Origin of the sequence: Microcoleus sp. bin38.metabat.b11b12b14.051 (genome assembly GCF_013299165.1) — a bacterium.
In the GTDB taxonomy this organism is placed as follows: Bacteria; Cyanobacteriota; Cyanobacteriia; order Cyanobacteriales; family Microcoleaceae; genus Microcoleus.
Genome location: NZ_JAAFKD010000018.1, coordinates 52,325 through 68,276 on the forward strand (window position 1 = coordinate 52,325; position 15,952 = coordinate 68,276).

General features: G+C 46.7%; 20 protein-coding genes. 12 read left to right on the plus strand and 8 right to left on the minus strand.

Annotation, left to right across the window (positions count from 1 at the left end):
* The first annotated feature begins 295 nt into the window (after positions 1-295).
* The 4 genes from QZW47_RS19195 to QZW47_RS19210 all read left to right on the plus strand — a co-directional run bounded on the left by QZW47_RS19195 (position 296) and on the right by QZW47_RS19210 (position 3,207).
* Positions 296-862 (plus strand): sigma-70 family RNA polymerase sigma factor, encoded by a 567-nt coding sequence (locus QZW47_RS19195; RefSeq protein ID WP_293129830.1) that lies wholly within the window; start codon positions 296-298, stop codon positions 860-862.
* Positions 863-996: 134 nt separating this feature from the next.
* On the plus strand, positions 997-1,608 hold the full coding sequence (locus QZW47_RS19200; RefSeq protein ID WP_293129834.1) for a cupin domain-containing protein: 612 nt from the start codon (positions 997-999) through the stop codon (positions 1,606-1,608).
* 213 nt (positions 1,609-1,821) lie between these two features.
* On the plus strand, positions 1,822-2,292 hold the full coding sequence (locus tag QZW47_RS19205) for a DUF732 domain-containing protein (RefSeq protein WP_293129837.1): 471 nt from the start codon (positions 1,822-1,824) through the stop codon (positions 2,290-2,292).
* A 108-nt stretch (positions 2,293-2,400) separates the two neighbouring features.
* A complete protein-coding gene (locus QZW47_RS19210; protein ID WP_293129840.1) occupies positions 2,401-3,207 on the plus strand; it encodes a hypothetical protein in 807 nt (268 codons plus the stop codon).
* Between the two features lie 169 nt (positions 3,208-3,376).
* On the opposite strand, the gene QZW47_RS19215 is transcribed toward QZW47_RS19210, so the two are convergent.
* Entirely contained in the window at positions 3,377-3,919 is a 543-nt protein-coding gene (locus QZW47_RS19215) for an acireductone dioxygenase (RefSeq protein WP_293129843.1), read from the minus strand.
* Between the two features lie 235 nt (positions 3,920-4,154).
* The gene (locus QZW47_RS19220) at positions 4,155-5,363 is read right to left on the minus strand and encodes a NupC/NupG family nucleoside CNT transporter (protein WP_293129846.1); all 1,209 of its coding nucleotides are present in this window, start codon (positions 5,361-5,363) and stop codon (positions 4,155-4,157) included.
* Positions 5,364-5,434: 71 nt separating this feature from the next.
* Between QZW47_RS19220 and der the strand changes: the two genes are divergently transcribed.
* The 6 genes from der (at position 5,435) to QZW47_RS19250 (ending at position 10,741) form a co-directional block, all read left to right on the plus strand.
* Positions 5,435-6,796, plus strand: coding sequence for a ribosome biogenesis GTPase Der (gene der, locus QZW47_RS19225; RefSeq protein WP_293129849.1), 1,362 nt, complete (start codon positions 5,435-5,437; stop codon positions 6,794-6,796).
* 159 nt (positions 6,797-6,955) lie between these two features.
* The gene (locus QZW47_RS19230) at positions 6,956-7,951 is read left to right on the plus strand and encodes an energy-coupling factor transporter transmembrane protein EcfT (RefSeq protein WP_293129852.1); all 996 of its coding nucleotides are present in this window, start codon (positions 6,956-6,958) and stop codon (positions 7,949-7,951) included.
* A 313-nt stretch (positions 7,952-8,264) separates the two neighbouring features.
* Complete coding sequence (gene acpS, locus QZW47_RS19235; RefSeq protein WP_293129854.1) at positions 8,265-8,702, plus strand: holo-ACP synthase; 438 nt, start codon at positions 8,265-8,267, stop codon at positions 8,700-8,702.
* Between the two features lie 42 nt (positions 8,703-8,744).
* Positions 8,745-9,014: a transcriptional coactivator PipX gene (gene pipX / locus QZW47_RS19240; RefSeq protein WP_293129857.1), complete on the plus strand. Its 270-nt coding sequence runs from the start codon at positions 8,745-8,747 to the stop codon at positions 9,012-9,014.
* Between the two features lie 308 nt (positions 9,015-9,322).
* Entirely contained in the window at positions 9,323-9,988 is a 666-nt protein-coding gene (locus tag QZW47_RS19245) for a YggS family pyridoxal phosphate-dependent enzyme (RefSeq protein ID WP_293129860.1), read from the plus strand.
* 117 nt (positions 9,989-10,105) lie between these two features.
* On the plus strand, positions 10,106-10,741 hold the full coding sequence (locus QZW47_RS19250; protein ID WP_293129863.1) for a cell division protein SepF: 636 nt from the start codon (positions 10,106-10,108) through the stop codon (positions 10,739-10,741).
* Positions 10,742-10,788: 47 nt separating this feature from the next.
* Here QZW47_RS19250 and QZW47_RS19255 read toward each other — a convergent pair whose 3' ends face one another.
* Entirely contained in the window at positions 10,789-10,968 is a 180-nt protein-coding gene (locus QZW47_RS19255) for a hypothetical protein (protein ID WP_293129866.1), read from the minus strand.
* On the opposite strand from QZW47_RS19255, the gene proC reads away from it, so the two are divergent.
* Complete coding sequence (proC, locus tag QZW47_RS19260; protein ID WP_293129869.1) at positions 10,958-11,803, plus strand: pyrroline-5-carboxylate reductase; 846 nt, start codon at positions 10,958-10,960, stop codon at positions 11,801-11,803. The genes QZW47_RS19255 and proC overlap by 11 nt on opposite strands.
* 379 nt (positions 11,804-12,182) lie before the next feature.
* Complete coding sequence (locus QZW47_RS19265) at positions 12,183-12,332, plus strand: hypothetical protein (RefSeq protein ID WP_293129872.1); 150 nt, start codon at positions 12,183-12,185, stop codon at positions 12,330-12,332.
* Here QZW47_RS19265 and plsY read toward each other — a convergent pair.
* From plsY to QZW47_RS19290, 5 genes are all read right to left on the minus strand, one after another.
* Positions 12,322-13,002: a glycerol-3-phosphate 1-O-acyltransferase PlsY gene (plsY, locus tag QZW47_RS19270; RefSeq protein WP_293130069.1), complete on the minus strand. Its 681-nt coding sequence runs from the start codon at positions 13,000-13,002 to the stop codon at positions 12,322-12,324. The genes QZW47_RS19265 and plsY overlap by 11 nt on opposite strands.
* 136 nt (positions 13,003-13,138) lie before the next feature.
* Entirely contained in the window at positions 13,139-13,306 is a 168-nt protein-coding gene (locus tag QZW47_RS19275; protein ID WP_293129875.1) for a hypothetical protein, read from the minus strand.
* Positions 13,252-14,571 carry a DUF3086 domain-containing protein gene (locus QZW47_RS19280; protein ID WP_293129878.1) on the minus strand — a complete coding sequence of 440 codons (1,320 nt, stop codon included), beginning with the start codon at positions 14,569-14,571 and terminating at the stop codon, positions 13,252-13,254. The genes QZW47_RS19275 and QZW47_RS19280 overlap by 55 nt, the downstream gene beginning before the upstream one ends.
* Positions 14,572-14,628: 57 nt before the next feature.
* On the minus strand, positions 14,629-15,021 hold the full coding sequence (locus tag QZW47_RS19285; protein WP_293129881.1) for a DUF3119 family protein: 393 nt from the start codon (positions 15,019-15,021) through the stop codon (positions 14,629-14,631).
* Between the two features lie 64 nt (positions 15,022-15,085).
* Positions 15,086-15,880: an MlaE family lipid ABC transporter permease subunit gene (locus QZW47_RS19290; RefSeq protein WP_293129884.1), complete on the minus strand. Its 795-nt coding sequence runs from the start codon at positions 15,878-15,880 to the stop codon at positions 15,086-15,088.
* Positions 15,881-15,952 lie beyond the last annotated feature (72 nt).

Genomic DNA, 15,952 nt, shown 5'->3' on the forward strand with positions numbered 1-15,952 from the left:
TACAAGAGACCTCTTGCAAAAGTCTTTTTAATTAACTTTTGGAACGGGCAAGATCCCCGTCCCACAGAAAAAGATATATTTGTGGAACGGGCAAGATGCCCGTTCCTAACTATTTTTGCAAGAAATCTAAGATATATCGGGAAAATTGTAATTTAAATCATGACAAAATTAGCCCGCAAAGGCATACTTAAGATCGCATCCTCAATTAGCTGACAATTATGTTCTATAGTGATATACGCCGAATATTTAATTTTGGATCTGTGCACTCAAAACAATTTTTTTTAGGTACACTGAGATGACAGGGGAAAAGTCAGGCGATGAATCGCTGCTCTTAGTGCAGATTGCCCAGAAAGACCAAGCAGCATTAGCTAAACTGTACGATCGCTACGGTGGTGCAAGTTACGGTCTCGCTTACAAAATCTTGGGTTCGGTAGAAGAAGCTGAAGAAGTGGTACTCGATGTTTTTTCCCAAATTTGGCAAAAAGCAGCAACTTACGATCCTAGTCGCAGTCGGGCGGATACGTGGTTGTTCATGCTGACTCGCAGTCGTTCCCTCGATCGCCTCCGAGTGCTTCAGCGCACAGTCCGCGCGGCAGATGCTTGTCTGGAAGATGCTAAAATTCCGTCTTCTAGCCTTGCAGAACCGATGGAAGATGCAATACTCGAAGAACGCAGCGCCCAAGTCTATGCAGCACTAGAAAAACTGCCAGCAGAACAGCGAATTGCGATCGAACTAGCTTATTACGAAGGATTGACTTGCGCGGCAATCGCCACTAAACTCGGTATCCCGACAGGCACAATCAAAACCAGAATTCGGTTGGGGATTTCTAAATTGCGCCAAGCTTTGAGTGAAGACTTTTAGATTGTTAAAAAAACAAATTTTAAATTGTTTAAAATCAATCTAAAATCTTGCTATTTTCCATCTTTAGTGCAGCAAGAAAATCTAAAATCTAAAATCTAAAATCTAAAATTGATCGTGCCGGAGAACTGATGGAAATGATGCCAGACGAGGATTTTAATCTGCTTGCAGCCCTTCAAGCTCTCGATACCCTCGATGAGTCAGAACGCCGTGCACTTGCCGAGAAATTGCAAGCATCCCCAGAACTTCAAAGTGAATTAGCAGCTTTTGAAACAGCAATTTCTGCGATCGCCTATACAGCCCCTGCCGTTCCCGTCGCCCCCGACCTCAAAAACCGCTTGTTGCAACGCATAGCGGAACTGCCACCAACAGCAGAATCTGTAAATTCACAGCCAATTGTGGCGTCGCCCCCAGACAACAATCCGCCATCTCTAATTGTGCGATCGCAAAATGTCAAATGGAAACCTTACTCAGTTCCGGGAATCTCGATCGGCAAGCTGTACATTGACAAAAAAAAGCGCCAAATTACCTGTTTGATGCGACTGGAACCGGGAGTAACTTTTCCCATGCACCGACACGCGGACTCGGAGGAGGTGTTTGTATTAGAAGGAGACTTAATTGTAGAAGGGGAAGTTTGCTATCAAGGCGATTACATTCGATCGGTTCCCGGTTCCACACATTCACCAGTTACACAAGGGGGATGTTTGCTGTTAATCAAAAGTTCCACAAACAACGAAATGCTTGTTTGATATCGACAATTAGGTTCGTAGTAAGGACTTTAGTCCGGGCTTTTTTGCGGACTAAAGTCCTCACTACAAACCTAAATAGGTTCGATCGTTCGGAATGCGAGTCCGGGCTTTTTTGCGGACTAAAGTCCTCACTACAAACCTAAATTAGGTTGGTGGCACGGGCCGGAGAGCCCGTGAAGCATCAATTAACAATTACAAATAAAGGATAGTGCCATGCTAAATTACTGGCGTTTAACTGCTGTGATGTCCGCCGTTATTATACAATTTGTCCCGGCAAAAAGTGCGATCGCCCAAGAACGCGAAGGATGCTTTCTAGTCAACTCAGCGGGAGAGGTGATTACTTTAAATGAGTTGTGCACGCCCCAAGACTCAGGAATCAAGCTAACAGGAGACGACGGGAAGTTTATCGAAGACTACAAACGCTTAGCAAAAAGCTACTCTCCAGACGCAACAGGTGCTTTACTGCAAGGAATCCAAAGTAACCCCGGTCAAAAAATTGCCGCAGCGAAAAGGATCTGTGCCCAAGCCAAAGCAGGAGTTTCTCTACCGGAATTTAAATTAAGGGCGATCGGGCAAGCTGGTACTATCGAAAATCCCACGGCTAAAGAAAGTTTTCTCGCCGATGCTGATATTATCACCACCCTTGCAGCCAATCATTATTGCCCGGAATTGGCCAGCAAGTAAGATTGTAAAATCGGTAGGGACACGGCAATCCCGCGTCTCTACTTGCAGTTAAAATAATATTAAAAGTCCTCTTGTCGCGCCACGACTCAGGAAATTACCCGGCATGAAATGAAACATTTAAAATCAAGTTCCGCCGATTTGCGGGATTTATTCAAAGACAGCATCACGGTTAAATATCTCGCGGAACCGCTAAAATCTGTCCCGGCGGGCGAAGATGCTGCTAAATTGCGATCGTGGATGGAGGCGCGGGATTTTGATGTGCTCGGGATCGAAGAAAACGGCATGGTTTGCGGCTATGTAGAAAAAGCGCACTTAATCACAGGTAAATGCAGCGACTACCAGCAAATTTTCCACCCATCACAGCTAATCGCGGCTTCGACTCCGTTGATGGAATTGCTGCCGCTGCTGCGAGAAAAACCGAGATTGTTTGTCTTGGAAAGCAACCGCATCAACGGGATTGTCACCTGCGGAGATTTGCAAAAAGCACCGGTGCGGATGCTGCTGTTTGGGTTGGTGACGCTGCTGGAAATGAATTTATTGCGGATTGTGCGGATCTATTTTCCCCAAGATTCGTGGCAGAAGTGGCTGAAGGGCGATCGTATTTTAGCAGCAAAACACCTGTGGGAATTAGGGCGATCGCGAAATGAGGCAATTGACTTGATCGATTACCTGCAATTCTGCGACAAGCGAGATTTAATCCTGACGAATGCCGAAATAGTCGATCGACTCGGGCTCAAATCCAAACGTTACGGGGAGCGTTTTTTAAAGTCAGCAGAAGCATTGAGAAATAAATTAGCGCACGCCCAAGATTTAATCAACGGTTCTTCTTGGCCGGAAGTAATTCTTCTCGCCCAGGAAATAGAAGCGCTGTTACAGCGCTGCGAAGAAATTGAAATTGCCGAACCACAGAATTAGACAAGATTAAATCAATATTGCCTTAATTTCTTAGTCCGCGGAGGCGGACATTGTTTGTATAGCAGCGATTTCAATCGCCGAGTTTTATCTAGATTTCTTAGTCCGCGGAGGCGGACATCGTTTGTGTGCTCGCGTTGCTAGCGATTTCAATCGCCGTCTGATATTTGATTTAATTTTTAATTTTCAGTTTCCTATTAGTATACTGAGGAACCCAGCCTTGAGCCGTGGTGTAATACTGCACAGCTTTTAAATACAACAAAGGAGTGAGATAAAACCAATGTTCAGTATTAGGCGGTACTTTAATATATTCTTCAGCTTGCAACATTAATTGTACCTGAGAACCGTTAGGATTCACAAACCCAAACACACATTCCCCAGCTAAAACGTGAAGAACTTCGGCATCTGCGTGGGTGTGAGTGCGATCGCTTTGAGTCATCAGCGGGTAAATCTGTGGCGAACCGGGATGCAGCACTTTTAAGTCGCACCACTGACATCCGCTAGCGCGCTTGAAGTATTCAAACTCGGTCTTAAATACTGCCAGAATCTGCTGTTTTTCCGTTACACTGAGAATATCTTGGAGCAGGATTTCTTGAACCCGAGGATTTTTTTTTGTTCCCAGGCGATCGACTTCAATATTTAAAACAGCGAGTTGGCGATCGATCGCCCCGAGATCCGTATATGTCCTACCGTCTTCTAGTTGCAGAACAGCCATCGTACACCACCTGTTTATAGGACTTAGAGGATAATTTAGTTTCCTGTTTCCATATACTGTTACAGACTAAACTCCTGCTTATTTTCCATAATAGCCGATCGCTAAAATGAGATGTTTTGCCTCTTCAATTTTCAATTGAATATCACGGTTTAACTAAAAAATCTTAAATTTTAACTTTTATTTAATAACTTTGAGAGTAGGGTGCGCGCTACGCACCTTACAAAACTCAAAACTTTTAAACCAGCATTCCCGCAATGCAAGCAGTCATGAAACAAGCCACAGAACCAGCAATCATCGCCCTCAAGCCCAACCGAGCCAAATCACCCTTACGCGACGGCGCCATCGCACCAATTCCCCCAATTTGAATCCCGATGGAACCAATATTAGAAAATCCACACAAAGCATAAGTCGCAATAATTGCCGATCGTTCCGAAATCGCCTGTTGCTTCACCAATTCCATCAAATCCAGATAAGCAATAAACTCATTTAAAATCGTCTTCTTCCCCAAAATAACTCCTATTTTTCCGCAATCCGCCCAAGGCACTCCCATCAACCAAGCCATCGGAGCCATCAAATAAGAAAAAATCCATTCCAGCGACAACTGAGGCACACTAATCAGCCCGCCAAACCAACCCAAAAGCGCATTAAAAAATGCCAATAAACCCAAAAAAGCAATCAGCATCGCCGCCACATTTCCCGCTAACTTCAAGCCATCGCTAGCACCAGAAGCAGCAGCATCCACGGCATTTGCATAAACCTGTTCCACCTTAATTTCCACCTCGCCAGCAGTCAGCGACTTTTCAGTTTCGGGATACATCAATTTAGAAATAGCCAAAGCAGCAGGTGCCGACATCACCGACGCAGCAATTAAATGTTGAGCAGACACCCCAAAAGAAATGTAAGCAGCCATAACTCCGCCGGCAATTGTCGCAAAACCGCCCGTCATCACAGCGTGAAGTTCCGAGAGCGTCATCGTTGCTACATAGGGTTTAATTAACAGCGGAGCTTCTGTTTGACCGACAAAAATATTAGCAGCACAAGAAAGCGTTTCTGCACCAGAAGTTTTCATGGTTTTAATCATGCCCCAAGCGACTGCTTGCACCACCCGTTGCAAAATTCCGTAGTGATACAGTAGAGTGATAAACGAAGAGAAAAAGATAATAGTCGGCAGCACTTTAAAAGCGATAAAGTGATCGGTAAATTTCTCACCAAATATGAACTTAGCCCCAGCATCAGAAAAATTGAGAAATTGGGTGACTAAATCTCCCAAAAATTTAAATACCGCCAAACCGGGAGCAGTTTTGAGAATCAAAATTGCAAAAATTAGTTGCAAAGCAATTCCCCACAGTACGGGCGGCCACTTAACAGCACGCCGATCGACTGAAAATGCGTAGCACAAACCGACAAAAACCCCTAACCCCAACACAGAAATAAGTCTTTCCATTTCAGTCACATTCCCTTATAATCAAAGACTCAACCTCAAAATTACGGCGCAGCCTAATTGCTGCTACTTTTATGCCTCTACCTATAGTTGCTATTATTGGACGCCCCAATGTAGGCAAATCGACGATCGTCAACCGTTTAGCCAACAGCCAAGACGCGATCGTCCACGACGAACCGGGAATTACGCGCGATCGCACGTACAGGCCAGCATACTGGGGCGATCGCGAATATCAAATCGTAGACACCGGCGGGCTAGTATTCGACGACGAAACCGAATTTCTGCCATTAATCCGCGAACAAGCAATGGCGGCCCTTGCAGAAGCCAGTGCAGCCATTTTCGTAGTAGACGGAAAAACCGGACTCACCGGCGGCGACGAATCCATCGCCTCTTGGCTGAGACTGCAAAAAGTCCCCGTCATTCTAGCAGTCAACAAGTGCGAATCAGAAAATACCGGACTCACACAAGCAGCAGACTTTTGGACATTGGGACTGGGAGAACCTTACCCTATTTCCGGCATTCACGGTAACGGTACGGGCGAATTGCTAGACCAATTAATGACTCACCTTCCCACAGAAGTAGAGCCAGAAGTAGACGAAATTAAAGTAGCAATTATCGGTCGTCCCAACGTCGGTAAATCGAGTTTACTCAACGCATTTCTCGGAGAAAACCGCGCCATAGTCAGCCCAATTTCCGGCACAACCCGCGACGCAATCGATACCATAGTAGAACGCAACGGTCAAACCTACCGGCTGATCGACACAGCCGGAATTCGCAAAAAGAAAAACGTCGAATACGGCGCCGAATTTTTCGGCATCAACCGCGCTTTCAAAGCAATCCGCCGCGCCGATGTGATACTGTTAGTAATTGATGCAATTGATGGCGTTACCGACCAAGACCAAAAATTAGCCGATCGCATTAGCCAAGAAGGTCGAGCCTGCATCATCGTCATCAATAAATGGGATGCCATAGAAAAAGACAATGAGACTATCTACGAGTACGAAAGAGTAGCAAGAACCAAACTTTATTTCCTCGACTGGGCAGAAATGATCTTTGTCAGCGCCATGAGCGGACAGCGAGTTGAAAAAGTCATAGAATTAGTAGACAAAGCCTCCGACGAACACAAACGTCGCGTTGCTACCGCCGTGATCAACGAAGTGATAGAAGAAGCCACAACCTGGCACTCAGCGCCAGTTACCCGCCAAGGAAAACAAGGTAAAATTTATTACGGCACCCAAGTGCGATCGCAACCGCCAACAATCGCGTTATTCGTCAACGATCCCAAACGCTTCACCGAAAACTACCGCCGCTACATGGAAAGCCAATTCCGCAAACACCTAGGCTTTACAGGTACACCAATGCGGCTGCTGTGGAGAGGCAAAAAAGTTCGCGCCACCGAAGTCAGTACCACCAACAGAGCACTGCGTGTGAAGTAATTTTAGATTTGGGATTAAAGAAAAAACGCAGTTTAATAATATAAGCAAATTGCGTTTTTTTCTTAACTCTTCCTTCTTTAACTCTTCCTTCGTGTCCTTTGCGTCTTCGCGGTTCAATAAATTGATATTCTTAAAAATCTAAAATCTAAAATATACAGCATGGATTTATTGCGATCGCTTCCCATTGGACTTTATCTCGAACAACCCGTAACCTGGCTGCACCGGCTAGACTCGCGCGTCAAACTAGCCTGGTTGATGACATTTCTAATCGCGCCCATACTCGCCAATCCCATCTGGCGGTTGATGCTAGTCGCAATGTTAATCATACTGACACTTAGCGCAGCTATTCCCTTCCGCGTGTGGAAACAGCAAATGGGACTGTTGCTGCTATTCTGCTTTTTAATATTTTGCCTCAGCGCGATCGCCCCCGACGCACTTCCATCAGAACATCAGCCCCGCATCCCCGCCGACGAATTAACCTTTTCCCAACAGCCCGCAACCCTTCCGCCGGCTCAAGAGCCCAAACCCTGGTACAAACCTTTTAATTTAGGCTCGAAATCCCCAACCCAAAATCCCCAATCCCCAATTCCAAATAAACTCCCCCAACCCACAAGCTACAGTTACGTTGTATTCAAACAAGGCCCGATTAAAATCACCCGCAAATCCATAGATTTAGGTATCAACGTCAGTACATTATTTTTTACAGTAATTTACAGCACCAACCTCTACCTCCTCACCACAGCCAGCGAAGAAATCACCGCCGCTATCGAAAATTTAATGCAGCCGCTGCGCCGCTTGCGCTGGCCTGTCACGGAAATAGCACTAACATTAACGTTATCTCTGCGGTTCATTCCCCTAGTATTGGAAGAAATACAAAATTTAGTGCGATCGGTCAGCACCAGAGCGATAAACTGGAAAAAACTCGGATTTCGCCGCGCTTCTCAAGTTTGGTTAATGATTGCTGAAAGGCTATTAGAAAACTTGCTGTTACGAGCTGAACAAATGGCTAGTGCAATGACAGTTCGTGGCTTCACCAGTCCCGATCGACACCGCGTAGAATGGCATCAGTTGCATTTCAAAATCCGAGACTGGATCGCCCTCGGCTGCTTGCTCGCCCTCTGGAGTGCCCGCTTAATTTGGGGGTGGGACAGTTGACAGTTGACAGTTGACAGTTGACAGTTGACAGTTGACAGTTGACAGTTGACAGTTGACAGTTGACAGTTGACAGTTGACAGTTGACAGTTGACAGTTGATAGTTGACAGTTGACAGCTCGCGCAAGAGAAGGGTTGACAGTTGACAGTTTCCAACAAGAATGCAGATGTAGGTAGACTCCAAAGCCATATCCAGTCAGTCATCCCCTATTCTTCAATTCTTCTATCTCAAATCTCAAATCTCAAATGGTATGAGATACTTCGACGCGATAGTGCTGCTAAAGTAATGGATGCAAATATTTAGAGATCCAAGACTTTGAACATCTATCTGGGGACAGATATTGTATATGTGCCCCGCATTCAAGCTGCATTAGACCGGTTTGGCGATCGCTTCCTGGAAAAAGTTTACACCAGGGGCGAACAAAGTGACTGCGGGCAACTAAATTCTCAAGACAGCAATATTAAAGGTAAAATGAATCGAGTTTCCTGCAACCAGCTAGCGGGGCGCTGGGCAGCCAAAGAAGCCGTTGTCAAAGCCCTAGGCACGGGATGGCGGGGAATACGGTATGCAGATGTGGAAATTCGGCGCTCCGAAAACGGTGCTCCTAACGTGCAACTGCACGGAACCGCCGCAGCACGAGCCTCTGTTTGGCTCAATTGCCAGTGGCAGTTGAGCCTCAGTCACGATGGAGACTATAGCATGGCTACGGCGATCGCCCTTTGCACCCCGCGATCGAGCGAAACTCAAATCTAAAATCTAAATCTTTAATCTAATATCGATCGATTGTGAGCGTGAATGACTACCGAAACCTACCTGAACCATCCAAACTTTGGCCTCCTCTTCAGGGTATCCCAGGTTGAAGACAGCCAAGAATTATTTACCACCCTATACGCCCAGCGCCTATTTTTCTTAGTAACCAACGGCCCTGGCGGTCTGAGATTTGAACCCATCAGCCGCTCCGACGCTCGCCTCATGGTCGAAATTCGCCTGCGAACCCTCCGTCGCAGCGGTCAATATCACGAGTACGACGAATTGCAGGCCGTTCACAAGCGCACTTTTCAATAGCCAAAATCGGTCATTAGTCATTAGTCATTAGTCATTGGTAATTGGGAATTAGCTCGTTACCAGGTAGAGCCTGGTAATGCAGATCCCGAGGAAGAGCCTCTCTTTACCTCTTTACCTCGCCTTGCGGTGGAAACACAGAAGTGTAGCAGATGTTTAAATTAAGTAACCAGGCACTATTAATTACAAAAAGACTCTTGACGCTGATTCGGCCCTGGGGCGATATGCAAGTGTAATTAATTCAGTAGGCCCTACCTATTAAATTTTCGTTCTTAATTTTCCTTTCCTCCACTTCCCAGTATTGAGAACCCATGACCATTACCTCTCGAATTAACAGCATTCGCCAACAGTTGCCGGAATCAGTGCGGTTAATTGCCGTTACCAAACAGGTACCAACTGATGCTATCCGCGAAGCCTACGACGCGGGCATCCGGGATTTTGGTGAGAGTAAGGTTCAAGAGACTGCCGAAAAACAAAGTCAACTGCAAGATTTGCTTGATATCAACTGGCACTTGATCGGCCACTTGCAAGCCAACAAAGCAGCTAAAGCCCTAGAGCATTTCCAGTGGATTCACTCTGTCGATAACTTAAAACTGGCTCAGCGGTTGTCGCGCATAGCTAGTGAAATGTCCCGTTCGCCCCAAGTCTGCTTGCAAGTCAAAATGTTGCCCGATCCCGACAAATACGGGTGGAGCGTCCCAGAACTGCTTGCCGACATCCCAGAACTCAATAAATGTGAGCATATCAAAATTCAAGGTTTGATGACAATACCTCCGCTGGGATTAAATGACTCGCAAATCCTAGAATTGTTTAACAGTACCCGCGAACTTGCTGATAAAATCCAGCAGCAAAATTTGCCAAACATTCAGATGCAGCAGCTCTCGATGGGGATGTCGGGAGATTATCATTTGGCAATTCAAGCAGGTGCTACTATGGTACGGCTAGGACAAACCTTATTTGGGTCTAGGAGGGGATAAATTGTTGAAATCTTCTGATAAGCACAACTTAGGTTAAATATAGAATAGTCAGCCACCCGCGGCTAACCCGCAACGCGAGTATAGTCGGGGCAGTACAGTCGTGAAGGAACGTGAATCATGAACATTGTGTCTAAGCTGCGAGATTTTATAGGCTTCAACAATGAGCCTGAATACGATTACGAGTATGACGAAACGGAAAGCGAGCGCTTTGGGAACGTCTACCAACCGCCTGAAACGAACGCCGCCGCCACTGCTGCTGCTGTCGCCGCAGCAGAAGAAGAACGCCGCCAAAATCGCAGAATGCGGGAGCGGTCAGTAGTAGGATCGACAGGTACGGATGTTGTTGCACCAACCGGGGGAGTAGGATCAGTAATGAATAACGTGATTGGAATGCCTGGATCTATGAACGGGATTTCGGAAGTAGTAGTGATGGAGCCGCGCACTTTTGAAGAGATGCCGGCAGCAATTCGAGCTCTGAAAGAACGCAAATCTGTGGTTTTGAACCTGACGGTGATGGACCCAGACCAAGCACAAAGAGCTGTGGACTTTGTGGCGGGCGGTACTTACGCGCTTGACGGTCATCAAGAGCGCATTGGCGAAAGCATTTTCTTGTTTACGCCTAGCTGCGTGCAAGTAAGAACTCAGTCTGGTGTGGTTCACGAAGTACCTCCAGCTCAAGGACGCCCGCGCCCTGCTGCGACGACTCCTGCACCGACAGTCTGGCCGGCTGAACAAGCTCAAATGGCTCAGTAGTTAAGAGCGAAGGAAGAGGGAAGAAGGAAGAAGGAAGAAGGAAAGAATTAAGAAAAATAGCGAAGAATAAATGAGATTGTCTGTTGGTTTATAGTTTTAAACTTGCCGAAATCGGGCGATCGCATTCCGCTTATTTTTATTCTATTCTTAGAACTTATTCGTGTTTCTTTTGTTTTTCTTCCTTCTTCCTTCTTCCTTCTTCCTTCTTCCTTCATAATGACTAACATCAAATTTGGTACGATCGGCGGCGGAGTAATGGCAGAAGCTCTCTTATCCCGCCTCATAGCACAAAAAGTTTATTTGCCATCAGAAATATTGGTGAGCGATCCGCAACCGCAACGGCGCGAATTTTTGACGGAAACCTACGGAATCGGCACGACAGCCAGCAATCTCGAAGTTGCTACCGCTACAGAAGTGCTGTTTTTGGCGATTAAACCGCAAATTTTTGAGAAAGTAGCTTTGGAATTGACGGTGGCGATCGATCGCCAACAAGGAAACAATGGAGAAACGGCTGATTCGCAGCCATCCGCAGTGGTTGTGTCAATTTTGGCAGGAGTTCCCCTCAGCAAGCTCGAACCGGCGTTCCCGGGGCGCTCAGTGCTGCGGGTGATGCCAAATACTCCGGCAACGGTAGGCGCGGGCATGAGCGCGATCGCCCCAGGCAAACTCGTACAACCTGCCGATCTAGAATTAGTCAAGCGGATGTTTCAGGCTGTGGGAGAAGTGGTAGAAGTGCCTGAGAGTATGCTGGATGCGGTGACAGGGCTTTCGGGTTCTGGGCCCGGTTATGTTGCGATTTTTATCGAAGCCTTGACAGATGGCGGAGTTTGTGCTGGCTTGCCACGGGCGATCGCCTCGCAATTAGCAATCCAAACTGTATTCGGTACAGCGAAGCTATTACAAGAAACGGGAATGCACCCAGCAGAATTAAAAGATCGAGTGACAAGTCCCGGCGGCACAACTATTGCTGGAATCGCTACATTAGAAAGTAACGGCTTTCGATCGGCATTAATCGAAGCAGTGAAATCAGCTTGTTTGCGTTCTCAAGAATTGGGTAAATAAGTCGGGAATTAGCTACAGAAACTATATTTAGACTGGAAACTGTGCACCTTGTGGGCGATCGTTTTTTCAGTCGTTGAGATTTGCTAGGCTCGCATTTAGTGCAAAATCTCAAGCATTGATCTACGATCGAGAAGTAAGAGTCAAGTTTAAGTGAGGACGATCGCCAATGCCAGAAAAGTTAGAATAAAGGGTTGCGCTCTAGGAAGCTGAAGTTGCTCGCCTCAAAGACAAAGTAGAAAATGACTCGTTTTCTAAACCTTGGTAGGAACGAATTGCTGGAACATTTGCTGACAATCCGGCCTATAATGAGGCGATGCAGTTGGCTAAAGAATACCGTGACTCTCTGCGCTCAAATTACACCGAACAATCCGAAGATTAAATGTACATTCTTGATACGGATCACCTCAGTGTTTTAGATCGCGGAGGAGTCGCGTCACAACGTCTGCTGCAAAGATTAACCAACATCAATATTTCGATGCAGCAGAAACGGTATGAAAAGCGATCGCACTCTGGTCAAATTAATCGCTAACTGCTGTTTCCAACTTCTGTCCTATTTTCGGCTCAGTACCCTTCAAAAGCCGCTGAATATTGCTGCGATGCCGCACGATGACAAACACGCCACCCGCAAGTCCAAACAATACATAAGCCAGCGGTTGATGGAAAGCAAACATCAATCCAAAAACGCTAATTGCTCCGATAATCGAGCTCAAAGAAACAATTCGCGACACCGCAAAAACCATTCCAAAAATCCCGAAAGTTCCCAACCCAACTGGCCAGTACAAACCGAGCAAAACTCCCAAACTGGTAGCCACAGATTTACCACCAGTAAACCCCAGCCAGATAGATTTGCTGTGGCCTAAAACTGCAAACAAACCCGCTAAAGTCGCCATCCAAGGGATGACTGTTGCGGTATTTTCTAAACCGGCGCCGATCGCGAGTTGGCTGGTAAACTCTAGAGAGTAGATGTAGCGGGTTAGGACGATCGCACTTACGCCCTTCAACACATCAACCAGCAACACCGCCAACCCCGGCCCCTTCCCCAAAGTCCTGAGTACATTAGTCGCGCCTGTCGAACCCGAACCCACTTCGCGAATATCAATTCCCAGCATCCATTTACCCAAGGCGTACCCAGTCGGAATCGAACCCAGCAGGTAAGCTGCAATTAACAATACGCCATTTAAACTCAACCACTCACCCATAATAAATTCCCTCATTCATTACTTTTGAGAACTCAAGTCCTCACTACAAACTTAATGATAATTCTTTAATCTCCCGCCCTCAAACATCTTCCTAAATTAATTTTTATTTCTCGAATTACAAGAAATTGAAACTAATTTAGGAAGATGTTCCTTCTTCCTTCTTCCTTCTTCTTTCTTCCTTCTTCTTCCTTCTTCCTTCTTCCTTCTTCCTTCTTCCTTCTTCCTTCTTCCTTCTTCCTTCTTCCTTCTTTAAAAATCCTTCGCAGCCATCAAATTTTGCGGATCTGGAGCAAAGGCCAGCCACAGCGGAAATTGCAGCATCGACAAACTAATTAAATCTTCAGTTTCATCAATCAGAATTAACGGCAACTTGCCATCTCTCACCAGTCGATCGGCCTTTTGAGCCAAAGCCTCCGCAGACTCAAACATAATAATGCCACCTTCCGGGCCAAAATCGGTGCGAGTAATCCCCAAACAATCCTGCAAACCGCGGCGCCACTCACCCAAACGTTCGGGACTGTTGGCGAGCACCAATGTCCGCACCCGTCCGCCGTAGACGCTTCTGAGTACAGAAATAATGGTCGAACTAATCAAGATATTTTGCAACCGCGAACCCATTGTTCGCAATGCGCCCCTTCCTCCTTGGGTGAAAAACCAGTTAGAAACTCGTTCCGCGTGGATGGGTTCAAAGGTGCGGCGAAGTTGCCAAGGCGGGCCGTAATAGTCGGGGAGAGTGCGATATTGATCGAGGGTGCGGCGAATTTGTTTGGCTTGTTCTTGAAATCCTTGTTCGGCAAATCTGGGATTGACTGGGGAAGAAGATTGAGACTCCTCAACGGATATTTGTTTGGGAGTTTCTTGCACCGGTGGCGTCAAATCTAAGAGTTCGGCGGTGGCTGCTAAATCCTGCAAACTGCCAACTAGATAGTCTTTGAAACCTTGGACTCTGATTGCTAAATCTTGGGAAACTCCGGCAAAAGTTGTCCGCATTTCCTTTTGAATTCGATCGCGCCTGCGTTCCAGTTTTTCTACTTCGATTTGTAGTGCTTGTTTGCGACTATCTAGTTGGATCAAGCCGTCTTGTACCAAACGCCCGATCGATGCTTGAGCCTCGCCCAATGCTTCTAACGCCCTAGCTTTATCGGCTTCCAAGGCGGCAATTTTTACGGTCAAATCTTGTTCTTGCTGCTGCAATGCTTGAACTCGTGCTGCCAAATTGTCGGTAACTTTTTCTGGTATGGGCGTTACCGTTTCTGCGGTTGTTGTTGGCTCGATTTGCTCGATTTGCTCGATTTGCTCTCGCGCACTTTCAGATTCGCGATCGTCTGTTTCTGGCTCGATTTGGGCGATCGGGCGCGTTTCGTCCACCACAGGGGTTCCAAGGGGATTTTCATCGTTCCAGGGGTCTGTTTCGGGCCCGAGTTGGGATGTGAGCTCATTTTGGGCGATCGACAATTTCCGTATTTGAGATGGCAATCGATCGTCCGTCTCATTCACAGGTAAAGTTGGTTCGCCGTCAGCGGCTGGTTGTGATTGCGGTTTTTGGGTGGGAGATTCGTCTGAATTCATGGGAAATTTGGTTCGGCGTGGGCACAGAAAGTTAAAAATTAAAAATTAACAACTTGTTTAGTCTTGACGGGGACAGCGCTGTTCTAAGCACGTCTGTAGCATTTTACGATCGAATAGAACCGGGAGAAAGTGAATGCTGTTAATTTCTTTGAAATAGAACAAAATCGGTACAGCGGGCCAAAATATCCGCCAATTTTGCCATTGTCGGAAAGGAAATTGGCGAATCAACTTGGACGATCGATAAATATCCAAATCCGTTGGGGTAAACTGTAGCCGGATGGTGGCGGCTTGGTACATCAGAAACAAGCCGAACAGTAAAAGGGGCAAACTCACCCATTTCTGCACAAACAGCAGCGGTACGGCGGCCAGTACCAGGACTAGGGGAATCGCATAACTCGGCGCGAGTTCGATCGTATCTGTGGGCGCAGTCGCAGAGGTAGTTGTAGTCACGAGTTTAAATCAAGGGTAGTTAAAGGAATGTTGCCCATTATTCATATTTTATCCGTTTCCTAGCTTACAAGCCTTTGAGCACGCTAGAGCCAGTACCCTGAAACATCAGCCAAGTCAGGAAAAAGTTAACAATAAAAATAGCCAGCAAAGCCGTCACCACCGCCGTAGTAGTCGATTGGCCGACGCCTTTTGCGCCGCCGGTAGTCGTCAAACCCCAGCTAGTACCGATGACAGCAATCAAAGCACCAAACACAAAAGCCTTAATACCCGCGCTGCAAATGTCCCACAGAGTCAGGAAATGGCGGACTGATTCTAAAAACACGGTTTGAGAGATGCCGTACATTGTCGTCGCAATCAGCAACCCGCCTCCGATGCCCGTGACGAGGGACAATATTGTCAGAATTGGCAGCATTAAGGAGCAAGCTAGAACGCGGGGAATTACTAAATAGTCGATCGGGTCTGTTCTGAGCATCAGCATGGCATCTATTTGCTCTGTGACCTGCATCGTGCCGATTTCCGCCGCAAAAGCCGAACCAACCCGTCCCGTGACAATTACGGCTGTTAAAACGGGGCCGAGTTCGCGAGTCAAAGACAAAGCCAAAACCCCACCGACGACATTGCCGGCGCCCAGGTTAATAAACTCCCTGGCTACCTGAACCGTAAATACCATGCCGACAAAACCCGCAGTCAGCAAAGCAATCAGCAGCGATTCCGGGCCGACTGCTGCCATTTGATCGAGGGTGTTGCGGCGGTGAATTTTGCCGCTAAGCAAGTGCAGCATGACTTGGCCGCCCAATAAAATGGCTGCGAACAACCGCTGACTCCACAAACTAAGACTCGATGGTGTAGTTGTGCTCAAGGGATTTCGACTGTAAAACTATTGTAAAAATGAAATCTATCTACAAATCTTAAACAAGTTTCTTCTCTAAGA

Coding starts and splice junctions, on each gene's coding strand:
- QZW47_RS19220 (WP_293129846.1), bottom strand. CDS start 5,363: ATGGAAAGACTTATTTCTGTGTTGGGGTTAGGGGTTTTTGTCGGTTTG.
- QZW47_RS19250 (WP_293129863.1), top strand. CDS start 10,106: ATGAACATTGTGTCTAAGCTGCGAGATTTTATAGGCTTCAACAATGAG.
- QZW47_RS19200 (WP_293129834.1), top strand. CDS start 997: ATGATGCCAGACGAGGATTTTAATCTGCTTGCAGCCCTTCAAGCTCTC.
- QZW47_RS19195 (WP_293129830.1), top strand. CDS start 296: ATGACAGGGGAAAAGTCAGGCGATGAATCGCTGCTCTTAGTGCAGATT.
- QZW47_RS19210 (WP_293129840.1), top strand. CDS start 2,401: ATGAAACATTTAAAATCAAGTTCCGCCGATTTGCGGGATTTATTCAAA.
- QZW47_RS19205 (WP_293129837.1), top strand. CDS start 1,822: ATGCTAAATTACTGGCGTTTAACTGCTGTGATGTCCGCCGTTATTATA.
- QZW47_RS19215 (WP_293129843.1), bottom strand. CDS start 3,919: ATGGCTGTTCTGCAACTAGAAGACGGTAGGACATATACGGATCTCGGG.
- pipX (WP_293129857.1), top strand. CDS start 8,745: ATGACTACCGAAACCTACCTGAACCATCCAAACTTTGGCCTCCTCTTC.
- proC (WP_293129869.1), top strand. CDS start 10,958: ATGACTAACATCAAATTTGGTACGATCGGCGGCGGAGTAATGGCAGAA.
- plsY (WP_293130069.1), bottom strand. CDS start 13,002: ATGGGTGAGTGGTTGAGTTTAAATGGCGTATTGTTAATTGCAGCTTAC.
- QZW47_RS19230 (WP_293129852.1), top strand. CDS start 6,956: ATGGATTTATTGCGATCGCTTCCCATTGGACTTTATCTCGAACAACCC.
- der (WP_293129849.1), top strand. CDS start 5,435: ATGCCTCTACCTATAGTTGCTATTATTGGACGCCCCAATGTAGGCAAA.
- QZW47_RS19265 (WP_293129872.1), top strand. CDS start 12,183: ATGTACATTCTTGATACGGATCACCTCAGTGTTTTAGATCGCGGAGGA.
- QZW47_RS19245 (WP_293129860.1), top strand. CDS start 9,323: ATGACCATTACCTCTCGAATTAACAGCATTCGCCAACAGTTGCCGGAA.
- QZW47_RS19255 (WP_293129866.1), bottom strand. CDS start 10,968: ATGTTAGTCATTATGAAGGAAGAAGGAAGAAGGAAGAAGGAAGAAGGA.
- QZW47_RS19280 (WP_293129878.1), bottom strand. CDS start 14,571: ATGAATTCAGACGAATCTCCCACCCAAAAACCGCAATCACAACCAGCC.